Raw genomic sequence first — 20,504 nt, forward strand, 5'->3', positions numbered from 1 at the left:
ACGCCCCGGTACCGCATCCTGCCGGATGGCGGAACAGCAGATGTACGGGGTCACGCACTGCGAGCCCTGCGAGGAGTGCGTCCGGGAGGAGTGGCAGTCCATCCGGGACGGCGCGCTGCGCTGGGAGGCCTACGAGTACTGCCCGCGCTACCTGGTCCAGGCGTGCGAGCAGGGCCGGGGCATACCCCCGCCGTGGATCCGGGAGCGCATCCTCGCCCGGGAGGGCGCCGTCCACCTGCCGGTCGGCGGACCCGGCGGGGTGCCGATCGCGCTGGGCGCTCGGCGCGCGGCCCTTGGGCCCGCTGCGGACGCGGAGGCGGCAGGCACGCCGAGAGCCCCCGGCGTGGGCGCCAGGGGCTCTCCGGGGGCGGGGGGAGTGCCGGCTACGCCAGACCGGGACCCCGGACGGGGATGCTGGTGAACGTCGGCTGCTCGGGTTCACGCGAGGTGAAGAAGTCGTTGCCCTTGTCGTCGACGACGATGAAGGCCGGGAAGTCCTCGACCTCGATCTTCCAGACGGCTTCCATGCCGAGCTCCTCGTACTCCAGGACCTCGACCTTCTTGATGCAGTCCTGGGCCAGGCGCGCCGCGGGGCCGCCGATCGAGCCCAGGTAGAAGCCGCCGTGCGCGGCGCACGCGTCCGTCACCTGCTGGGAGCGGTTGCCCTTGGCCAGCATGACCTTGGAGCCGCCCGCCGCCTGGAACTGCTCGACGTAGGAGTCCATGCGGCCGGCCGTGGTCGGGCCGAAGGAGCCCGAGGCGTAGCCCTCGGGGGTCTTCGCGGGGCCGGCGTAGTAGACCGGGTGGTCCTTCAGGTACTGCGGCATGTCCGCGCCCGAGTCCAGCAGTTCCTTGATCTTGGCGTGCGCGATGTCGCGCGCCACGACCAGCGGGCCGGTCAGCGACAGGCGGGTCTTGACCGGGTGCTTGGTCAGGGTCGCGAGGATGTCGTCCATCGGCTGGTTCAGGTCGATGGAGACGACGTCCGAGGACGCGGAGAGGTGCTCGTCCGTGGTGTCGGGCAGGAAGCGGGCCGGGTCGCGCTCCAGCTGCTCCAGGAAGACGCCCTCGGCGGTGATCTTCGCGGTGGCCTGGCGGTCTGCCGAGCAGGAGACGGCGATCGCGACGGGCAGCGAGGCGCCGTGGCGGGGCAGGCGCACGACGCGGACGTCGTGGCAGAAGTACTTGCCGCCGAACTGCGCGCCGATGCCGATCTTCTGGGTGAGCTCGAAGACCTGCTGCTCCAGGGCCTCGTCGCGGAAGCCGTGGCCCAGCGGGGAGCCCTCGCGCGGCAGCTCGTCCAGGTAGTGCGCGGAGGCGTACTTCGCGGTCTTCAGCGCGTGCTCGGCGGAGGTGCCGCCGACCACGATCGCCAGGTGGTACGGCGGGCAGGCAGCGGTGCCGAGCGAGCGGATCTTCTCCTCCAGGAACTTCATCATGGAGGCCTCGTTGAGGACCGCCTTGGTCTCCTGGTAGAGGAAGGACTTGTTGGCGGAGCCGCCGCCCTTGGCCATGAAGAGGAACTTGTACGCGCCGCCGTCGGTCGCGTACAGCTCGATCTGCGCGGGCAGGTTCGAGCCGGTGTTCTTCTCCTCCCACATGGTGAGGGGCGCCATCTGCGAGTAGCGCAGGTTCAGGCGGGTGTAGGCGTCGTAGATGCCGCGCGAGAGGGCCGCCTCGTCGCCGCCCTCGGTGAGGACGTTCTGGCCGCGCTTGCCCATGACGATCGCCGTGCCCGTGTCCTGGCACATCGGCAGCACGCCGGCCGCCGCGATGTTGGCGTTCTTCAGGAGGTCCAGCGCGACGAACTTGTCGTTCGAGGAGGCCTCGGGGTCGTCGATGATGCGGCGCAGCTGCGCGAGGTGCGCGGGGCGCAGGAAGTGCTGGATGTCGTGGATGGCCTCTTCGGCGAGCTTGCGCAGCGCCTCCGGCTCGACCTTGAGGAACGTACGGCCGTCCGCCTCGAAGGTGGACACGCCCTCGGCGGTCACCAGCCGGTAGGGGGTGGTGTCCTCGCCCAGGGGCAGCAGGTCGGTGTACGCGAACTCCGGCATTGGGGCCATTCCTCACTCGGCAGACAGCACTGACGACCAAATTGGCAGCGCAGTCCACCAGCGTAGAACCTCCCGCCCGGCGTGTGTTTGTGAGGTAAGGCTCACTCGGGGCCGGTGGGGGTCCGGTCGGAGACTGCTCGGGGTCCGCTCGGGGTCGGGTCCGGGTCGGGTCAGGGTCGCTCGGTAGTATCGCGATCTATCGTGTCTCGCTATGCTGGCGTCGTGGACCTGGAAAAGCACCCCGCCGCCCCCGCGCCCGCTCCGGCCCCTGCCCCCGCCGGGCTGCGCGCCTCCGACGCCGACCGGGACCGGATCGCCCAGATCCTCGGCGATGCCCTCGCCGAGGGCAGGCTGACCGCCGAGGAGCACTCCGAGCGCCTCGACACGCTGTACGCCGTCAAGACGGTCGGCGAGCTGGAAGTACTCGTACGGGATCTGCCCGCGCCCGGCGGTGTCCATGCCGCGTCTCCATCCGCATCCGCATCCGCATCCTCGTACGCCGGGGCCGCGGCCGGCCCGGCCGCCGAGAACATCGTCGCCGTGTGCAGCAGCTCCAGCCGCAAGGGCCGCTGGCGGCCGGGCGCGCACACCCGCGCGGTCTCGGTCATGGGCGACATCACCATCGACCTCACCCAGGCGGTCTTCGAGCAGCAGGTCACCGAGATCAACGTGACCTCCGTCCTCGGCAACGTGGAGATCCTGGTCCCGGAGAACGTCACCCTGCGCGGCTACGGCAGCGGGGTCCTCGGCAATTTCGACGTGCGCGGGGAGAGCCGCGGGGAGACCGACCCGCAGGCGCCCGTGGTGATCGTCCGCGGCTTCTCCCTCCTCGGCAACATCGAGGCGCGGCCGAAGATGGGTGCCCGCCTGGTCGATCTGGCGCGCAAGCTGCGCAAGAACCTCGACGGCTGACGCGAGGGCCGGCCCGGTGGCCGGTCCGGGCGGTGGTGCGCCGTATCCGGATGCGGAGGGTCTCGTTTCGGACGAACCCCGGGCGCCCCGTGGCACACAGTGCATAGGGGGGCGTACAGCGGGTAGGGACAGGTGCGTCGTCTCTCGCTCACGTATACGTCGTCAGGAGTAGACCGTGCCGCATCCGCCGCATCAGTCCCTGCAGGTAGCCGCCGTGAAGAGCCTTCAGGGTCCTGGGGCGCGCCCGTCGGCCGTGCCGGAGCCGCGGGTGCCGGCCAGGGCGGCGGAGGACGGCCCATGGCACGCGGAGGCGGTGTGCCGCCGGGACGAGGCGGGGCTGTTCTTCGCGCCGTCCAAGGAGCCGACGGCCGCCCGGCTCTCCCGCGAGGAGGCCGCCAAGCGCGTCTGTGCCCGCTGCCCGGTGATGGTCGCCTGCCGTGAGCACGCGCTGCTCCAGCCCGAGCCGTACGGGGTCTGGGGCGGGCTCACCGCGGCCGAGCGCCGGGTGGTGCTGGCGCGGATGCGCCGCAGGTCCGCCGAGCTGCGCCAGGCCCCCGGGGCGGGGTCGATAGCCGCGGCGGGCTGAGCCCGCCACCGCCACAGCCCCGCCGTCGGCGCCGTTGCGGCCGTCGGCCGTGGTCCGCGTCCCGGGTGCGTGCGTATGTACGTACGTACGGACCTCGCGGGTGCCTCGTGCGTCCCCCACGCCTCGTACGCGGACACGCGAGAGGGGCGGTCACCCCCGCACAGGGTGACCGCCCCTCTCGCGTGGTGCCCCCGCCTCCTACTGGGCGCGGTCGAAGTCGATCGCGCTGTAGGCGCGCAGCTTCGACAGGCGGTGCGTGGAGTCGATCTTCCGGATGGTGCCGGACTTGGAGCGCATGACCAGCGAGGACGTCGTCGCGGTCTGGGAGCGGTAGTGGACGCCGCGCAGCAGCTCGCCGTCGGTGATGCCGGTGGCGACGAAGAAGACGTTGTCACCCGAGACCAGGTCGGTGGTGGTGAGCACCCGGTCCAGGTCGTGGCCGGCGTCGATGGCCTTCTGGCGCTCGGCGTCGTCCTTGGGCCACAGCTTGCCCTGGATCACGCCGCCCAGGCACTTGATGGCGCAGGCCGAGATGATGCCCTCGGGGGTGCCGCCGATGCCCAGGAGCAGGTCCACGCCGGTGCCCTCGCGGGCGGCCATGATGGAGCCGGCGACATCGCCGTCGGAGATGAACTTGATGCGCGCGCCGGTCTCGCGGATCTCCCGGACGATGCCCTCGTGGCGGGGGCGGTCCAGGATGACGACCGTGACGTCCTCGGGGTGCATGCCCTTGGCCTTGGCGACCCGGCGGATGTTGACCGAGACCGGGGCGTTGATGTCGACGAAGTCGGCGGCCTCGGGGCCGGTGACCAGCTTGTCCATGTAGAACACGGCGGACGGGTCGAACATCGTGCCGCGGTCGGCGGCCGCCAGGACGGCGATGGCGTTCGGCATGCCCTTGGCGTTCAGGGTGGTGCCGTCGATCGGGTCGACGGCGATGTCGACCTCGGCACCCGTGCCGTCGCCGACCTGCTCTCCGTTGAAGAGCATCGGGGCTTCGTCCTTCTCGCCCTCGCCGATGACGACGACGCCGTTCATCGAGACGGTGGAGATCAGGGTCCTCATCGCGTTGACCGCGGCGCCGTCCGCGCCGATCTTGTCGCCGCGGCCGACCCACCGGCCGGCGGCCATGGCGGCCGCCTCGGTGACCCGTACGAGTTCGAGCGCGAGGTTGCGGTCGGGGGCCTCCGGGGAGACTTCGAGCTGGGGCGGCAGGTTGTGCTCGGTCATCGGAGCGCACCTTTCTGTACGGCGACGGCCGGGAAGTGAGGGTGCTGGAACTCTATCGGTACGTCGACATATTGAGCAGGGCGGGTCACGTATGAGCGGAATATCGGTCATTCGATTGTCCTGAGCGGACGCCTTGCGTGGCGTGCGCCGACCGGGCGGGGAGCCCGGCAGGGCGCGGGGCGGGCGACTCAAGGGTGCGCCGCGCGGCGCGCCCGCGCGACCCCGGCGGTGATCGCCCCCCGGCGATACGGGACGATGGTGCCGTGGCAGGTATGAAAGGCAAGCAGACGATCTGGGACATGGTCCGGTCGCTGGCGGTGATCGGTGTCGTCGTCGCCGGGATCTACCTCTTCGTCCCGCATGACGACAAGGCCGATCCCACGCGTACGGTCGACTACCGGGTGGAGACCATCACGGCCCGGCGCGCGGCCCCGTACCCGGTGGCCGCCCCTGTGGGCCTCCCGGAGCAGTGGCGGGCGACCTCGGTGACGTACGAGCGCAAGAAGGACGACGCCTGGCACCTGGGCTTCCTCGACCCGGAGCAGCAGTACGCAGCGGTGGAGCAGTCCACCGACACCTCCGTCAAGTACCTGGAGCGGGTCACCCGGAGCGCCACGGCCTCCGGCCAGACGCAGCAGGTCGGCGACATGTCCTGGGAGCGCTGGGAGGGCGAGAAGTACGACGCCCTCGTGCGGAAGGAGCAGGGCTACGTCACGGTGGTGACCGGCACGGCCTCCTTCGAGCAGCTCGGCAAGCTGGCGGCGGCGCTGGAGTTCAAGCAGGGCCGCTAGTGCTGTGACCCGGTGAACCTTTCCGGTCACAGCACTGGTCTTCTGCCGCCGAAGTGGCGCCGGTCAGCGCCGCGGGCCGGGCGAGCCCTTGTCACGACAGGCCTGAGCTAAGGGCTGTCCTCGGCGGCCCGGCCCTCGCCGGCCATGAACCGCCAGACCAGGGAGTGCCCCAGCACGATCAGGCCGATCAGCATCAGCGCCTCGGCCTGGATGGGCCGCAGCCCCAGGGGCTCGGCGAGCTCCGGAAAGGCGCCGACCACCGCGATCAGGGCGTAGAGGAGCCCGGCCGCGGCCTGCTGCCAGATCAGGAAGCGGTCGCCGCGCGCCCGGGCCAGCAGCCGCAGCGTGCAGACGCAGCCGACCGCCGCGAGGACGATGAAGGCCGCCCGCCAGACCTGCGGCTGCTGGGTGCCGCCGATCTGGGCGAAGAGGCCCATCAGGGCGGGCAGCAGGAACGACAGGTAGATGCCGCCCACGACGCGCCGCAGGGCCGGTTCGCGCATCCAGTCGTGGTGGCTCTGGACGACGTTCCACCACAGGCCGACCAGCGTGAAGCAGGTGGCGGAGAACAGGGCGTAGAAGGTGCTGACGTCCATGGACCACGAGGGTGGCAGCGATCCCGCCGGCCGGGCCCGTCCCACGCCCGCCGCCGCCCAGGATCCGCCGGTACGGCCCACGGTCACCCGCCGGGCCGCGTACGCCAGAAGGGCCGTGGCACCCGGATCACCGGGGGCCACGGCCCTTATGGCGTGCCTCGCGTGCCTCGCGAGCCTCGCGCAGCTGCGGAGGCGATCAGACGGTGGTGATGACCTCGTCGAAGGCCAGGCGCGGGGAGCGGTCGAACCAGGCACCCTCGGCGGCCGGCTTGCCGATGTTGATGACCATGATCGGCGTGTGGTCGGCGTCCAGGAACTCCTTCTGGATGCCGGCGAAGTCGGCGCCGGTCATCGGGCCCGCGGCCAGACCGGCGGCGCGGATGCCGATGATGAAGTACGCGGCCTGCAGCGCGGAGTTCAGCAGCGCGGACTGCTCGCGGACCGGGCGCTCGGAGAAGAACGCGTCCTTGGCCTGCGGGAAGTGCGGCAGCAGCTGCGGGAGCTCCTCGTGGAACTCGTTGTCCGCCGCGAGGATCGCGACCAGCGGGGCGGTCGCGGTCTTGGCGTCGTTGCCCGGGGCCATGTGCTTCACGAGGCGCTCGCGGGCCTCGGGGGAGCGGACCAGGGTGATGCGCAGGGGGGTCTGGTTGAAGGCGGTCGGGCCGAACTTCACCAGGTCGTAGATCGCCTGGACCTGCTCCTCGGTCACCGGCTCGTCGGAGAACGAGTTGGCGGTGCGGGCCTCGCGGAACAGCAGGTCCTGCGCGGCGGAGTCGAGTACGAGAGACATCAGGAAAGCCTTCTTCCGAACAGAGGTGAAGCGATGTCCATGACTCTACGGCCGAGATAGATGAAATTTCAACTAAATCGGGGTGGTCGTGACCGGGATCACTCGGGATCACTCCTCCTCGGCGGCCTCGCGCGCCGCCAGCGCCGAGTCCAGCCGGGCCCGCGCCCCCTCCAGCCAGTGCCGGCACACCTTCGCCAGCTCCTCGCCGCGCTCCCAGAGCGCGAGGGACTCCTCCAGCGAGGTCCCCCCGGCCTCCAGCTTGCGGACCACCTCGATGAGCTCGTCGCGGGCCTGCTCGTACCCCAGCGCCGTATCGGCCTCTGCCATTCCCTCGTCCATCCTGTGTGTGTTGTGCGACCACGTGATTGCGGCCGTATGGCGCTACTGCGAAGTCCCGGCCGCGTCGGCCGCCTCTGCGGTGTCCGGCACCTCCGGCGCGTCGGTCGGGGAGACCTCGACGGAGAACGTTCCCTCCGCCACCCGCGCGCGCAGTACCTCCCCCGCCGACACCTCCTGCGGCGAGCGCACGACGTGGCCGTCGGCCCGCTGCAGTACGGCGTACCCGCGCTCCAGCGTCGCCGCCGGCGACAGCGCCACCACCCGGGCCAGCGTGTGGGCGAGTTCCGAGTCGGCCCGGTCCAGCAGGTGCCCCAGCGTGCGCCTGCTGCGCGCCAGCAGCGCGTCCAGCTCGTCCTCCCGCAGCTCCACCATGCGCTGCGGATGGACGAAGACCGGCCGGGCCAGGGCGTGCGCGAGCCCCCGCTCCTCCCGGTCGAGCAGGGAGCTCACCGCGCGCAGCCCCCGGCCCTGCAGCTGACGTACCCGCTCCAGCTCCTCGCCGACGTCCGGGACCACCTTCTTCGCCGCGTCCGTGGGCGTGGAGGCCCGCAGGTCCGCGACCAGGTCCAGCAGCGGTGAGTCCGGCTCGTGGCCGATCGCCGACACCACCGGGGTTCGGGCCGCGGCGACGGCCCGTACGACCTCCTCGTCGGAGAAGGGCAGCAGGTCCTCGACGCTGCCGCCGCCACGCGCCACGATGATCACGTCGACCTCGTCCATGGCGTCGAGCTCCTTGACCGCCCGGACCACCTGCGGCACGGCGTGCACGCCCTGCACGGCGACGTTGCGCACCTCGAAGCGGACCGCCGGCCAGCGGCGCCGGGCGTTCTCCAGGACGTCGCGCTCGGCCGCCGACGCCCGCCCGACCACCAGCCCGACCAGCTGCGGCAGGAAGGGCAGCGGCTTCTTGCGCTCCAGCGCGAAGAGCCCCTCGGCCGCCAGCGACCTCTTGAGCCGCTCCAGCCGGGCCAGCAGCTCGCCGATACCGACCGGCCGTATCTCCGTCGCCCGCAGGGACAGCTGCCCGCGCGGGGCGTACCACTCGGGCTTGGCCAGCAGGACGACCCGCGCGCCCTCGGAGACGACGTCCGCGACCTCGTCGTAGACCTGGCGGAAGCAGGTCACGCTCACCGAGATGTCGTGCGAGGGGTCGCGCAGCGTCAGGAAGACCACCCCCGCCCCCGGCCGCCGCGAGAGCTGCGTGATCTGCCCCTCCACCCACACCTGGCCGAGCCGCTCGATCCAGCCCCCGATGAGCCGGGAAACCTGGCCCACCGGCAACGGCGCCTCGGCCGACGTATTCAGACCCATGTGCGCAGGCTATCGGGCCCCACCGACACCCCGTCAGGCTCCCGCACAGTGTCGCAACCTCCTCGCCCAGGCCCTTGCGGGCGTAGGTGAAGACCGACCCGGCCTGCGGGGCGACCCGCACCATCTGCGCGTAGGAGAACGCCGTGAAGGCCATCGCGACCGTCGCGACGAGGTAGACGAGCGCCACGGCACCGTGCGACGCGGCGTCGAGCGCTCCGAAGACCCCGACCGGCGCCATCGGGGCGATGAACAGCAGCCCGTAGACGACCAGGTCCCGGAAGCCGAGACTCCGCCGCAGCGCGGCGGACGACCCTGACGCCGGGGCCCTGCCGGAATCCGTGGCGGACGCCATCAGTCCTCCGGGTGATGGGTGGGGCGTGCGTGCGAAGCCTCCCGGTCAGTCTCTGCCGAACGGGCGACGTTCGGCCTGCTGGAGACCCCCGTACGATGGAGCACATGACTGCTCCCGCCCCTGCTCCCGCTTCCCGCCGTGTCCTGCTCGCCGCGCCCCGCGGCTACTGCGCGGGCGTGGACCGAGCCGTGATCGCCGTCGAGAAAGCCCTTGAGCAGTACGGGGCGCCGGTGTACGTCCGGCACGAGATCGTGCACAACAAGTACGTCGTCCAGACGCTGGAGCGGAAGGGCGCCATCTTCGTCGAGCGGACGGAGGAGGTGCCCGAGGGCAACATCGTGATGTTCTCCGCGCACGGCGTGGCCCCCGTCGTCCACGAGGAGGCCGCGCGCGGCAAGCTCGCGACGATCGACGCGACGTGCCCGCTGGTCACCAAGGTGCACAAGGAAGCCATCCGGTACGCCAACGAGGACTTCGACATCCTCCTCATCGGCCACGAGGGCCACGAGGAGGTCATCGGCACCTCCGGCGAGGCCCCGGACCACATCACCATCGTCGACGGCCCGCACGACGTGGACAAGGTCACCGTCCGCGACGAGTCGAAGGTCGTCTGGCTCTCGCAGACCACGCTGTCGGTCGACGAGACCATGGAGACCGTCGACGCCCTGAAGACCAAGTTCCCCCTGCTCGTCTCGCCGCCGAGCGACGACATCTGCTACGCCACCTCGAACCGGCAGGCCGCCGTCAAGGTGATGGGCGCCGACTCCGACCTGGTGATCGTCGTCGGCTCGAAGAACTCCTCGAACTCGATCCGGCTGGTCGAGGTCGCCAAGGACGCCGGCGCCAAGGCCGCGTACCTCGTCGACTTCGCGAGCGAGATCGACGAGGCCTGGCTGGAGGGCGTCACCACCGTCGGCCTCACCTCGGGCGCCTCGGTGCCGGAGGTCCTGGTCGAGGAGGTCCTGGAGTGGCTGGCCGCGCGCGGCTACGCCGACGTGGAGATCGTCAAGACGGCCGAGGAGCACATCACCTTCTCCCTGCCCAAGGAACTCCGCCGCGACCTGCGCGCCGAGGCCGCGGAACTGGTCGCCGACAAGTAACTCCTTTCGTACGGTATGTCCATGCAGATCTTCGGCGTGGACATCGGCGGATCCGGGATCAAGGGCGCTCCCGTGGACCTGGAGCGCGGCGACCTGGCACAGGAGCGCCACAAAGTACTGACACCGCAGCCGGCCACCCCCGACGGGGTGGCCGGCTGTGTCGTCGAGGTGGTGCGCCACTTCGGCTGGGACGGCCCGGTCGGGGTGACCTTCCCCGGCGTGGTCACGGGCGGGGTCACCCGCACGGCGGCCAACATGGACAAGGCCTGGATCGGAGTGGACACGGCGAAGCTGCTCGCGCGCGAGCTCGGCGGGCAGCAGCCGGTCACCGTCCTGAACGACGCGGACGCGGCGGGCGTCGCGGAGATGACGCACGGGGCCGGACGCGGGCGCGGCGGCACGGTCCTCCTGCTCACGCTGGGGACCGGCATCGGGAGCGCGCTCTTCACGGACGGACGGCTCGTCCCGAACACGGAGCTGGGCCATCTGGAGCTGAAGGGGCACGACGCGGAGACGCGGGCATCGGTGAAGGCCAAGGAGGACGGGGAGCTCACCTGGGAGCGCTGGGCGCACCGGCTGAGCAAGTACATGCAGCACGTGGAGATGCTGTTCTCCCCGGACCTGTTCATCATCGGCGGCGGCGTCAGCCGCAAGCCGGAGAAGTTCCTGCCGCTGATCGAGGGCGTGCGGGCCGAGATCGTCCCGGCGGCGCTGCAGAACAACGCGGGCATCGTCGGAGCCGCGATGGCGGCGAAGAGGTAGGCAGGCGAAGAGGCCGGAAGGCGAGAAGGCCGGGAAGGCGCCCCGCGCACTCAGGCGACGGCGTACTCAGGCGACGCGACGGGGGAGGCGCCGCCGGCCGATGAGCACTGCCTTGCGCACCAGCGCGATGAGGGCGGCCACGAGCGTCCCCGCGTACAGCCAGCCGGCATGCAGGGACAGCGCCGAGACCAGCCCCATCAGCTGGCCGCCGAAGCCGCCGGAGCCGCCCGAGATGGGCCACACTCCGGCGGCGAAGGCGATGGGGACGCCGATCGGCGCGGTGATCAGGTCGGCGGGCCGCACCCAGAGCGCGGTGGCGGCCGCGACGGGCGGGAAGAGCAGCCCGTAGACGAAGAGCGAGGAATCGAACAGCAGCGCGCAGATCCCGGCGACGAGCACCATGGAGGTGCAGGCGAAGAGCCCGCCGCCGAGGCCCGTCAGCCGGGGGCGGGGCATGCGCACGCGGCGTACGGGCACGGGCCGGGGGGCGCCGCCGCCCTGGGCGGGCACGCCCGTGGGCCGCGGGCCCCGGCGCTGGGCCGGGGGTCGCTGCGGGTGAGGGGCCGGTCGCGTCCTGTGTTGCTCCACCCCACCAAACTAGGCGGGAGGGCGGCCGGATCCGGGCCCGGACACGCGTACATCGACCGCCACTCATCGGAAAGTAAACTGTCCGGTGGCCCACTCCCGGGCCGCCGCCCCCTCCAGCTACGGGAAGTCGCCAACGTGTCGCTCACGATCGGAATCGTCGGCCTGCCGAATGTCGGCAAGTCGACCCTGTTCAACGCCCTGACCAAGAACGACGTGCTGGCGGCCAACTACCCGTTCGCCACCATCGAGCCGAACGTCGGCGTCGTCGGCGTCCCCGACGCCCGCCTGGCCGTCCTCGCGGGCATCTTCGGCTCCCAGCGGATCCTCCCGGCGACCGTCGATTTCGTCGACATCGCGGGCATCGTGCGCGGCGCCTCGGAGGGTGAGGGCCTGGGCAACAAGTTCCTCGCGAACATCCGCGAGTCGGACGCCATCTGCCAGGTCATCCGCGCCTTCAAGGACGAGAACGTCGTCCATGTCGACGGCAAGGTCTCACCCAAGGACGACATCGAGACGATCAACACCGAGCTGATCCTCGCCGACCTCCAGTCCATCGAGAAGGCCGAGCCGCGCCTGACGAAGGAGTCCCGTCTCCAGAAGGACAAGGTCGCGGTCCTCGCGGCCGTCGTCGAGGCCAAGAAGATCCTCGAAGCCGGCGACACCCTCTTCTCGAAGGGCATCACGAAGGGCACGGAGCAGGGCGACCTCCTGCACGAGCTCCACCTGCTCACCACGAAGCCCTTCCTCTACGTCTTCAACGTCGACGAGGACGAGCTGACCGACGACGCCTTCAAGGCGGAGCAGTCGGCGCTGGTCGCCCCGGCCGAGGCGATCTTCCTCAACGCCAAGCTGGAGCAGGACCTCTCCGAGCTGGACGACGAGGAGGCCCTGGAGCTCCTGCAGTCGGTGGGCCAGGACGAGCCCGGCCTCGCCACCCTCGGCCGCGTCGGCTTCGCCACGCTGGGCCTGCAGACCTACCTGACGGCCGGCCCGAAGGAAACCCGCGCCTGGACCATCAAGCAGGGCGCGACGGCCCCCGAGGCGGCCGGCGTGATCCACACCGACTTCCAGCGCGGCTTCATCAAGGCCGAGGTCATCTCCTTCGCGGACCTGGTCGACTGCGGCTCGGTCGCAGAGGCCCGCGCCAAGGGCAAGGCCCGCATGGAGGGCAAGGACTACGTCATGCAGGACGGCGACGTGGTGGAGTTCCGCTTCAACGTCTGAGCTGGTGAATTAGCACCACGTCGCTGACGTGGCAAACGTGCAGGTCAGAAGGGGTCGGCTCCGTCGGGAGTCGGCCCCTTGTGGTTTTCCGTGCTGGGATGGTGCCGGGATATCTGACTATCCGTCAGCCGTTCGACCCGGCCGGAGGGCGCCGAGAGTGGTACGTTATTAGGTACCACTTGAGGGATGGGGAGATGGGGTCAGGTCATGTCCATAACCGCGAGCGAAGCCCGCAAGGAACTCTTTCCGCTGATCAAGAAGGTCAATGAGAATCACGAGGCCATCGAGATCGTCTCGAAGCACGGCAACGCCGTGCTCGTCTCGGCCGAGGACTATGCGGCGCTGCGTGAGGGCTCGTACCTGCTGCGGTCTCCGGCGAATGCCCGGCGGTTGCTCAAGGCGTACGAGAACGCCCTGGCCCACATCAACGTGTCGGAGCGCGAGCTGATCGATCCGGACGCAGCGGACGCAGGTGCGGATGCCGCGTGAGGCTTGTCTTTGAGGATCAGGGCTGGGAGGACTACACGTCCTGGCTCAAGAACGACCGCAAGATGCTCGCCCGGATCAACAAGCTCATCGAGGACGTCAGGCGTGACCCCTTCGCGGGGATCGGCAAGCCGGAGCCGCTGAAGTACCACCTGCCTGGGGTGTGGTCGCGGCGGATCGATGACGAGCATCGCCTCGTCTACCTGGTGACGGACAGGGAGATCGTCATCCTCGCGGCTCGGTATCACTACTGAGCTCTCATGCAATGCGGGCGGTGCTGGTAGGTGCCTCCCGTGCTGAGATGGTGCTGGGAGGGGCTGCTCCCGAACAGCGTTTCCGCAGGTCGCAGCACTGCACTCGACGTTCCGCTGCAATGCGTAGTCATGCGCTTGCTGTGCGTTAGGCATTGAGTCAAGCGTGCACGTCAGAAGGGGTCGGACTCTTTCGAGTCCGACCCCTTTGTCGTCACCGTGCCGGATGGGTGCTGGATATTCACGGTAGCGGCTGTGGCCACCTCAGGTGAGGTGCTCCTGGGCGCCTGATTCTCACGTTTTGCCAGCTACCGCAAAAGCCGCTGACGCGGGGTTGGGGCTCCGACTGGGCTCGCGTCATGGACGCTGTCGAGCAGGCAGGGCGTGAAGAGATCTTGCGCCGACAGAAGGCGAGTTCGGCTGCCTGCGACGAGATGGTTGCCGGTTGCGGGGAGGGTGGCGCAGGCGAGCGCCCTGGTTGAGGCGCAGCTTCGCCACGTGGCAGCACATCGGTGATCTGGCAGACATGCAGGAGACGGGGTCCGGCTCTTCGGAGCCGGACCTCTTGGTTTGCACCGTGCTGGATTCGTGCGGCATTCGGGTCCTGCCCGGCGGCCAGTCGCGTCAGGCCGGGTGGGCGCCGGTGAGGGCCGCTCCGGTGGTGTGGTCGCCGCGCTCGGTGATCTCGCCCGCGACCCAGGCCTCGACGCCCCGGTCCGCCAGCGTGGTCAGCGCGGCGCCGACCGATCCGGCCGGCACCACCGCGATCATGCCGACCCCCATGTTCAGGGTCTTCTCCAGCTCCGGTCGCTCCACCTGCCCGGCCTTGCCGACCAGGTCGAACACCGCACCGGGCGCCCACGTCGAACGGTCCACCCGCGCGTGCAGCCCGTCCGGGACCACCCGGGCCAGGTTCGCCGCCAGACCGCCACCGGTGATGTGGCTGAACGCGTGCACCTCGGCCGTCCGCGTCAGCGCCAGGCAGTCCGGCGAGTAGATCTTCGTCGGCTCCAGCAGCTCCTCGCCCAGCGTCCGCCCGAACTCCTCCACCCGCTGCTCCAGACGCATCCCCGCCCGCTCCAGCAGCACGTGCCGCACCAGCGAGTACCCGTTGGAGTGAAGACCGGAGGCCGCCATCGCGATCACCGCGTCCCCCGTACGGATGCGATCGGCGCCCAGCAGCCGGTCCGCCTCCACCACACCCGTGCCCGCACCGGCGACATCGAAGTCGTCCGGCCCCAGCAGCCCCGGGTGCTCGGCCGTCTCCCCGCCCACCAGCGCGCAGCCGGCCAGCACACAGCCCTCCGCGATGCCCTTGACGATCGCCGCGACCCGCTCCGGGTGGACCTTGCCGACACAGATGTAGTCGGTCATGAACAGCGGCTCCGCGCCGCACACCACGATGTCGTCCATCACCATCGCCACCAGGTCATGGCCGATGGTGTCGTACACCCCCATCCGGCGGGCGATGTCGACCTTCGTCCCCACCCCGTCGGTCGCCGACGCCAGCAGCGGACGCTCGTAACGCTTCAGGGCGGAGGCGTCGAAGAGCCCGGCGAACCCACCCAGACCGCCCAGGACTTCGGGGCGGTCGGCCTTCCTCACCCACTCCTTCATCAGTTCGACGGCCCGGTCGCCCGCTTCGATGTCGACGCCCGCGGCCGCGTAGCTCGCACCGGTGTCAGAGGTCACGGTCATGCCTTTCGGAGAAGTGCGGGACGGCGGGTCACCACGCGCCGGCGCCGTCGAAGGAGGTGGGCGCCGGGTCGAAGCCGAGGTCCCGGCGCGCGGCGCCCAGGGCGAGGGTGCGTTCCACCGCGAGGTGGCTGATCGCGTAGCGGGTGAGCCGCGGCGGGCGGGGCCGCCGGGCGAGCCGCCACGCGGTCTCGGCTGCCACGGCGGCGGCGTCCGCGGCCCGGACGGGCAGGCATCGCAGGCGTACCCGGATGCCGCGCGCGGCCAGCAGCTCGCGCAGCGCCTCCCCCACGGGTACCGGCTCGGCGTCCGCGACGTTGTAGGTGCCGGGCGGGGCGGCGGGGTCGCAGGCACGCAGAGCGGCGGCGGTGAGGTTGCCGATGTGCGTGAGGGACTGTGCGGCCGTGCCGTCGCCGGGCAGGAACAGGGAGCCGCCGCGCACGGCGCCGAGCACCCGGGGCAGCAGGGTCCGGTCGCCCGGGCCGTACACGGCGTGCGGGCGCAGCACCACGGTGTCGGGGCGCCCGTCGAGGGCGCGTTCGGCGGCGGCTTTGGACGCGGCGTACGGGGTGAGGTAGCGGCGGACGGGGGCCTCGGACTCGTCGGCGTGGACGGTCGGACGGAAGGGGTCGTACACGCTCGCGGTGGAGATGTGGACCAGCCGGGTGCCGGGGAAGGACGCGGCGACGTGCCGGGTGCCGGCGAGGTTGGCCCTCCACACCGGGCCGGGGGCGCCCCAGTCGCTCACGGCAGCCGCCGCGTGCACCACCGCGTCGACCCGGGGGGCGCCGGCCCACCGGCCGGCGGCGAGGTCCCAGTCGGCGCGGGTGAGGGCGTGGACGGTCCAGCCGCGCTCGGCCGCCGCGCGGCAGACCGCGCCGCCGACGAAGCCACGTGCGCCGGTGACGGCGATCCTCATCGCACCGGCTCCGTCCCCCGGGCGGCGCCGCGGCGCAGCCGGTCGCGGAGCGCGTCGCGGTCCGGTTTGCGGGAGCGGCCGGCGACCGGGACGCGGTCCAGGACCACCACGTCGTCGGGGAGCACGGCGGCGTCGAGCAGCGCGGGGAGCCGGCTGCGGACCCGGTCGGCGAGCGACTCCGCTGCGGTGCCCGGCCGTTCGGGGACGAGGACGAGGACGACGCGTTCGTCGCCGTAGTCGTCGGGGACACCGACGATGACCGCCTCGGCCACCCCGGGCAGGGCGGTGATGGCGGGTTCGTACAGGCCGGGGTAGATGTTGGTGCGGCCCCGGATGAGCATGTCCTTCTTGCGGCCGTGCAGGACCAGCCGGCCGTCCTCCAGCCGGGCGAGGTCGCCGGTGGCGTGCTCGTCCATGGGGGGACGGCCGAGGTAGCCGCGGCACAGGTTCGGCCCGGACACCAGCAGTTCGCCGTCCGGGGCGGTGCGGACGGTCACCGAGGGCAGCGGGGTGCCGAGCAGGTCACCGGGGCCGTCGTGGGCGAGCTTCTCCGCACCGGTGGCGACGGCGACGGGCAGGATCTCGGTCATCCCGTACACGGCGAGGACGGTGACGCCCGGCAGGGTGCGGGCGGCGCGGCGGAGCAGCCCGGGAAGGACCGGGGCGCCGCCGAGGACCAGGTACCGGAGGGTCGTGGGCACGGTCGCCTCGCCCCGCTCGACGGCGTCGAGGACGGCGGGCAGGTCGGCCGGTACGCAGAAGGTGTGGGTGGCGCCGTGCAGCCCGGCGGCGTACCGCACGGGGTCGGCGGCGGGCGCGAAGCCGTACGGGGGCATGGTCCAGTGGGCGCCGGTGATGAGGGCGGGGATGCCCAGCATCAGCTGGTCGGTGTGCACGGTGTCGCCGTCGCCCATCCGCAGGGCGTGTCCGCAGCCAGCCAGGCCGGCGCCGAGAGAACCGCGGGTGTGCACCACGGCCTTGGGGGCGCTGGTGGTGCCCGAGGTGAAGACGACCAGCGCCTCCTGGCCGGGCGCGGGTCGCGGCCGGAAGGCCCCGGCCGGTCCGGCGGCGAGCCGCCGCGCGGAGAGCGCTCCGGCGGGCACGCCGGGCAGCCTGCGCCCGGCGTGGATGTGGCGCAGGCCGAGCCGGTGATAGTCCGGCAGCAGCAGTCCCCGGCGCCGGGCCAGCGGGCGGCCGTACCGGGCGGCGGCGTACAGCAGTGACTCGGCGGCGGCCCAGCGGGGGGCGGCCAGCTCCTTGCGGGCGGCGAACAGTCCGGGCCCGGCGCCCGGGTCGATGAAGACGACGGTGGCGCCCGCCGCGATGATGCCCAGGGCGAGGACGACGCCATCGGGACCGGGGCGTACGGAGAACAGCACCCGCTCGCCCGGTACCATGCCCGCCGCGCGCAGCCCGTGCTTGGTGGCCAGCACGGCGTCGGCGAGCCGACGGTGGCTGAGCGTGGGCCCGCCGGGGCCGGTGAGCGCCGGGGCGTCGCCGCGCCGGCGGGCGGTGTCCATCAGCGCGGTGAGCACATCGGTGGTGCCGGGGTTGGTGGCGTGCGGGGTGTCGGTCACGGCGCGCTCCGTCGGGTCAGGGTGAGCCGGGCGTATCCGGGGATCAGCACCCGGCGGGCGGTGCGGCGGCCGGCGACCACGACCGGCCCGGCGGCGAGGACCGCGTCCAGTACCGCGCGGATCTGCGCCATGGCCAGCGGCATGCCGATGCAGAAGTGGGGTCCGGCGCCGAACCACAGCCGGCGCAGCTCCGGCGGGTGGGGCCGGCCGGGGTCGAACCCGCCGTACGCGGCGGCGCACAGCAGGGTCGCGACGACGACCCGGTCGCCGGGGGCCACGGGCACTTTGCCGACCTCGGTGGCCCGCGCGACGCTGCGGAGCATCACAGGCGAGGGGACGGTGACCCGGAGGGCCTCCTCGATCACGGCGGCGGTGTCGGCCGTGCCGTCGCGGAGCCGGTCGAGGAGGCCGGTGTCGTGGCAGATCGCGATGAGCCGGGGGATGAAGGACACCAGGGTCTCGGTGCCGGTGAGCAGGAACGCGCCGACCGCGCCGCGCGCCTCCTCCTCGGTGAGGCCGAGGCCGCGCAGCCGGCCGGGCAGGGTGTCGTCGCCCCCGCGCCGGTAGGCGTCCACGGCGGAGGCGGTGAGGCGCCCCAGCACCTCGCGGGCGTGCCGGATCTGCCGCGGGGGCAGGGAGTGCCGCCAGAGCCGTACCGCCTTGGTGACCTCCGAGGCGTCCGCGTGGGCGGCGGCGAACCGGTCCGGCTCGGCCGGCATGCCGGTGATCTCGCAGATGGCGGCGCCCGCGCAGGACTTGGCGACGGCGACGAGGTCGGCCTCCTCGCCCGCCGCGAGCCGCCGGGTGAGGCCGGCGAGCTGCTGGGCCAGCACCCGGTCGCAGAGCCCGGTGACATACCCGGGGGTGAAGAGGCCCGAGAGGCGGCGGCGCAGCGCGGTGTGGTCGGCCCCCTCCATGTTGAGCAGCACGGCGGGCCCGAGGACCGGGGTCCACAGGTCGGACGGGGAGCCGGGCCCGGTCTTGGTGAAGTGCGTGGTGTCGCAGAGGACGTCGCGTGCGAGGGCCGCGTCGCTGACGACGACGCCGACGCGCGGGACGCGCACCACCGGGCCGCGGGCCGCGATGGAGCGGAGCAGGCGGTAGGCGACCGGGTGGGCGGAGGTCTGCACCCGGTGCTCCCACCGCTGCCAGCCGGCGTCGGGGACGGTGGCGAGCGTGGTCATCGGATGTCCACCACCTCGGGGCGGTAGCGGTGGTCCGCGTACCAGCCCAGGGTCCGGCGCAGGCCCCATTCGCGCACCCGGCGGGCGGAGCCCCGGACCCGTACGTCCCTGCGCAGGCCGTACGCCGTCGTCAGCAGCCGTACCGCGTTGACCAGGGCCCGGTCCTCGTGGACCTCCTCGATGGCGGTGCGGGGGAAGCCTCCGGCGCGGACGTATAGCCGGGCGGTGATCGCCATGTTGCAGCCGGGGGCCATGATGTACGGGCCGAGGTAGCCGGCGCCTCGGTTCCCGGGCCGGAACCGGCCGAACAGGGCGGCGACCTCGGTGGCGGCGACGAGCGCGGTGCGGCGCAGCGGGGGCAGCGGCGACTCGTCGGTGCGGGGCCTCAACTGCCCTGCGATCAGCTGCAGTCCGGTGCCGAAGGCGACGCGGATGCGGGCGGTCCAGTCGGGCGCCGGAAGGCAGTCGGCGTCGGTGCGGGCGAGGTGCGTGGCGCCGCGGGCGATGGCGTACCGCATGCCGGTGTCGGCCGCGGCGCCGGTGCCTTTCCGGGTTTCGTGGACGACGTGCACGTCGCCGGGGAACGGGAAGGACCGGACGACATCGGCGGTGCCGTCCGTGGAGTTGTTGTCCACGACGACGAGGGAGAAGTCCCCGTCGGTCTGGGACGCGAGCGCGCGGAGCGTCGCCGTGATGCCGTGGGCCTCGTTGTACGCGGGGACCACCACCCAGAGATTCACAGCCGGATCACGCTCATTCCCATGCTGATGCCGCCGGCGAGACCCACCAGGGCGACCAGGTCGCCGGGGGCGGCCCGGCCGCTCTCGCGCGCCCGCAGCAGCTGGAGGGGCAGGCTCGCCGAGGCGGCGTTGCCGTGCTCGGTGATGGTGACGGGGATCTTGTCGAGGGGCAGGCCGAACCGGTCGGCGAGCTGTTCGAGGTACGGCTCGGACACCTGGTGGACGCAGACGGCGGCCATGTCGTGCCAGCCGAGACCGAGCCGCTCCAGGGTGTCGTCGAGAACCTGGGAGCCGAGCCGTTCGAAGGCGCGGCGCAGGCCCACGCCGTCGAGGCGGAAGTAGGTGTGCTCCTCGCCGCGCGGGTGGGCGGAGCCCCCGGAGGGCAGGGTGCCGACGTTCCAGGAGGCGGAGTCGGCGGCGAACCCGCAGCCGATGATGCCCGGTTCGGCGGACGCCTCGACGAGGAGGGCGGCGCCCGCGTCGGACAGGGTGTAGCCCGGTATCGAGGTGAGGTAGGTGCGCAGGTCGGGCACCGACCAGCGCACCGCCCGGGAGGGGGACTCGCCGCAGGCGATGAGGATACGGCGGTAGCGGCCCTGGGCGATGAGCGCGTGCGCGGTCTCCAGCGCGTTGAGCACACTGTTGCAGGCGTTCTTGACGTCGAAGGCGGGGCAGCGCAGGCCGAGGCGGTCGGCGGTCATGTGCGAGGTGGCGGGCTCGATCATGTCCTGGCTGGCCGCGGCGAACAGGAGCAGGTCGATGTCGCCTGGGTCGGTGCCGGTGTCGGCGAGCAGCTTGCGCGCGGCGGCGGCGGCGACGTCGGACGCCTGCCAGTCGTCGGGCATGACATGGGTCTGCCGTACGCCGGTCAGCCGGGTGACGAGGCCGGGCGGCGGGCGGAAGCCGGTGGAGGCGGCGGCGACGAGGCTCTCGGTGTCGGCCGCGGTGCGCAGGGTCTCCGGCAGGTGTACGGCGACTCCGGCGAGCCGGGCGTGGGGTGCGGGCATGGACTGGTCT

22 protein-coding genes and 1 pseudogene are annotated in these 20,504 nt (G+C 72.0%); 9 read left to right on the forward strand and 14 right to left on the reverse strand.

Going from position 1 to position 20,504, the window contains the following annotated elements:
* Positions 1-25: 25 nt before the first annotated feature.
* Entirely contained in the window at positions 26-421 is a 396-nt protein-coding gene (locus AAT21_RS07310) for a hypothetical protein (RefSeq protein ID WP_046775929.1), read from the forward strand.
* Here the strand turns inward: AAT21_RS07310 and AAT21_RS07315 are convergent.
* Positions 384-2,054 (reverse strand): fumarate hydratase, encoded by a 1,671-nt coding sequence (locus AAT21_RS07315; protein WP_046775930.1) that lies wholly within the window; start codon positions 2,052-2,054, stop codon positions 384-386. The two genes, AAT21_RS07310 and AAT21_RS07315, sit on opposite strands and share 38 nt — an antisense overlap.
* A gap of 222 nt (positions 2,055-2,276) precedes the next feature.
* Here AAT21_RS07315 and AAT21_RS07320 point away from each other — a divergent pair, with 222 nt between their 5' ends.
* Entirely contained in the window at positions 2,277-2,966 is a 690-nt protein-coding gene (locus tag AAT21_RS07320) for a DUF1707 SHOCT-like domain-containing protein (protein WP_046775931.1), read from the forward strand.
* 175 nt (positions 2,967-3,141) lie between these two features.
* Entirely contained in the window at positions 3,142-3,552 is a 411-nt protein-coding gene (locus AAT21_RS07325; protein ID WP_107081223.1) for a WhiB family transcriptional regulator, read from the forward strand.
* Positions 3,553-3,750: 198 nt separating this feature from the next.
* Here the strand turns inward: AAT21_RS07325 and glpX are convergent, their stop codons facing one another.
* On the reverse strand, positions 3,751-4,782 hold the full coding sequence (glpX, locus tag AAT21_RS07330) for a class II fructose-bisphosphatase (RefSeq protein WP_030829704.1): 1,032 nt from the start codon (positions 4,780-4,782) through the stop codon (positions 3,751-3,753).
* 272 nt (positions 4,783-5,054) lie between these two features.
* Between glpX and AAT21_RS07335 the strand changes: the two genes are divergently transcribed.
* The gene (locus AAT21_RS07335; RefSeq protein WP_200904390.1) at positions 5,055-5,573 is read left to right on the forward strand and encodes a DUF4245 domain-containing protein; all 519 of its coding nucleotides are present in this window, start codon (positions 5,055-5,057) and stop codon (positions 5,571-5,573) included.
* A 107-nt stretch (positions 5,574-5,680) separates the two neighbouring features.
* On the opposite strand, the gene AAT21_RS07340 is transcribed toward AAT21_RS07335, so the two are convergent.
* The 5 genes and pseudogenes from AAT21_RS07340 to AAT21_RS38700 form a co-directional block, all read right to left on the reverse strand.
* Complete coding sequence (locus tag AAT21_RS07340) at positions 5,681-6,169, reverse strand: hypothetical protein (protein ID WP_046775933.1); 489 nt, start codon at positions 6,167-6,169, stop codon at positions 5,681-5,683.
* 196 nt (positions 6,170-6,365) lie between these two features.
* The gene (locus AAT21_RS07345; RefSeq protein WP_046775934.1) at positions 6,366-6,959 is read right to left on the reverse strand and encodes a malonic semialdehyde reductase; all 594 of its coding nucleotides are present in this window, start codon (positions 6,957-6,959) and stop codon (positions 6,366-6,368) included.
* A gap of 108 nt (positions 6,960-7,067) precedes the next feature.
* Entirely contained in the window at positions 7,068-7,286 is a 219-nt protein-coding gene (locus AAT21_RS07350) for an exodeoxyribonuclease VII small subunit (RefSeq protein WP_200904345.1), read from the reverse strand.
* A gap of 54 nt (positions 7,287-7,340) precedes the next feature.
* On the reverse strand, positions 7,341-8,609 hold the full coding sequence (gene xseA / locus AAT21_RS07355) for an exodeoxyribonuclease VII large subunit (protein WP_046775936.1): 1,269 nt from the start codon (positions 8,607-8,609) through the stop codon (positions 7,341-7,343).
* A gap of 40 nt (positions 8,610-8,649) precedes the next feature.
* Positions 8,650-8,961: pseudogene (locus tag AAT21_RS38700) on the reverse strand (amino acid permease); the annotation flags it as partial.
* 95 nt (positions 8,962-9,056) lie between these two features.
* Here AAT21_RS38700 and AAT21_RS07360 point away from each other — a divergent pair.
* Both AAT21_RS07360 and ppgK read left to right on the forward strand, forming a co-directional pair.
* On the forward strand, positions 9,057-10,061 hold the full coding sequence (locus AAT21_RS07360; RefSeq protein WP_046775937.1) for a 4-hydroxy-3-methylbut-2-enyl diphosphate reductase: 1,005 nt from the start codon (positions 9,057-9,059) through the stop codon (positions 10,059-10,061).
* A 21-nt stretch (positions 10,062-10,082) separates the two neighbouring features.
* On the forward strand, positions 10,083-10,823 hold the full coding sequence (gene ppgK / locus AAT21_RS07365; protein WP_046777137.1) for a polyphosphate--glucose phosphotransferase: 741 nt from the start codon (positions 10,083-10,085) through the stop codon (positions 10,821-10,823).
* A 66-nt stretch (positions 10,824-10,889) separates the two neighbouring features.
* Here ppgK and AAT21_RS07370 read toward each other — a convergent pair whose 3' ends face one another.
* Positions 10,890-11,411 carry a DUF6542 domain-containing protein gene (locus AAT21_RS07370; RefSeq protein ID WP_052757684.1) on the reverse strand — a complete coding sequence of 174 codons (522 nt, stop codon included), beginning with the start codon at positions 11,409-11,411 and terminating at the stop codon, positions 10,890-10,892.
* A 135-nt stretch (positions 11,412-11,546) separates the two neighbouring features.
* Here AAT21_RS07370 and ychF point away from each other — a divergent pair, with 135 nt between their 5' ends.
* The 3 genes from ychF (at position 11,547) to AAT21_RS07385 (ending at position 13,375) form a co-directional block, all read left to right on the forward strand.
* Positions 11,547-12,635 carry a redox-regulated ATPase YchF gene (gene ychF / locus AAT21_RS07375; RefSeq protein WP_046775939.1) on the forward strand — a complete coding sequence of 363 codons (1,089 nt, stop codon included), beginning with the start codon at positions 11,547-11,549 and terminating at the stop codon, positions 12,633-12,635.
* A gap of 207 nt (positions 12,636-12,842) precedes the next feature.
* The gene (locus AAT21_RS07380) at positions 12,843-13,124 is read left to right on the forward strand and encodes a type II toxin-antitoxin system Phd/YefM family antitoxin (protein WP_046775940.1); all 282 of its coding nucleotides are present in this window, start codon (positions 12,843-12,845) and stop codon (positions 13,122-13,124) included.
* Positions 13,121-13,375 (forward strand): Txe/YoeB family addiction module toxin, encoded by a 255-nt coding sequence (locus tag AAT21_RS07385; RefSeq protein ID WP_046775941.1) that lies wholly within the window; start codon positions 13,121-13,123, stop codon positions 13,373-13,375. The genes AAT21_RS07380 and AAT21_RS07385 overlap by 4 nt, the downstream gene beginning before the upstream one ends.
* A gap of 621 nt (positions 13,376-13,996) precedes the next feature.
* On the opposite strand, the gene purM is transcribed toward AAT21_RS07385, so the two are convergent.
* Genes purM through AAT21_RS07415 form a run of 6 tightly spaced genes read right to left on the reverse strand, consistent with a single transcriptional unit; the run spans position 13,997 to position 20,494 of the window.
* Entirely contained in the window at positions 13,997-15,064 is a 1,068-nt protein-coding gene (purM, locus tag AAT21_RS07390) for a phosphoribosylformylglycinamidine cyclo-ligase (protein ID WP_046777138.1), read from the reverse strand.
* Between the two features lie 34 nt (positions 15,065-15,098).
* Positions 15,099-15,986, reverse strand: a complete 888-nt coding sequence (locus tag AAT21_RS07395; protein WP_046775942.1) for an NAD-dependent epimerase/dehydratase family protein — start codon at positions 15,984-15,986, stop codon at positions 15,099-15,101.
* On the reverse strand, positions 15,983-17,563 hold the full coding sequence (locus AAT21_RS07400; protein ID WP_200904346.1) for a class I adenylate-forming enzyme family protein: 1,581 nt from the start codon (positions 17,561-17,563) through the stop codon (positions 15,983-15,985). The genes AAT21_RS07395 and AAT21_RS07400 overlap by 4 nt, the downstream gene beginning before the upstream one ends.
* Entirely contained in the window at positions 17,560-18,747 is a 1,188-nt protein-coding gene (locus tag AAT21_RS07405; protein WP_046775943.1) for a cytochrome P450, read from the reverse strand. The genes AAT21_RS07400 and AAT21_RS07405 overlap by 4 nt, the downstream gene beginning before the upstream one ends.
* Positions 18,744-19,487, reverse strand: a complete 744-nt coding sequence (locus AAT21_RS07410; protein WP_046775944.1) for a glycosyltransferase family 2 protein — start codon at positions 19,485-19,487, stop codon at positions 18,744-18,746. Before AAT21_RS07410 ends, AAT21_RS07405 begins: the two co-directional genes overlap by 4 nt.
* Positions 19,484-20,494: a 3-oxoacyl-ACP synthase III family protein gene (locus tag AAT21_RS07415; protein WP_046775945.1), complete on the reverse strand. Its 1,011-nt coding sequence runs from the start codon at positions 20,492-20,494 to the stop codon at positions 19,484-19,486. The genes AAT21_RS07410 and AAT21_RS07415 overlap by 4 nt, the downstream gene beginning before the upstream one ends.
* Positions 20,495-20,504: the final 10 nt, after the last annotated feature.

The organism is Streptomyces yangpuensis, from assembly GCF_001005295.1.
Lineage (GTDB): Bacteria > Actinomycetota > Actinomycetes > Streptomycetales > Streptomycetaceae > Streptomyces > Streptomyces yangpuensis.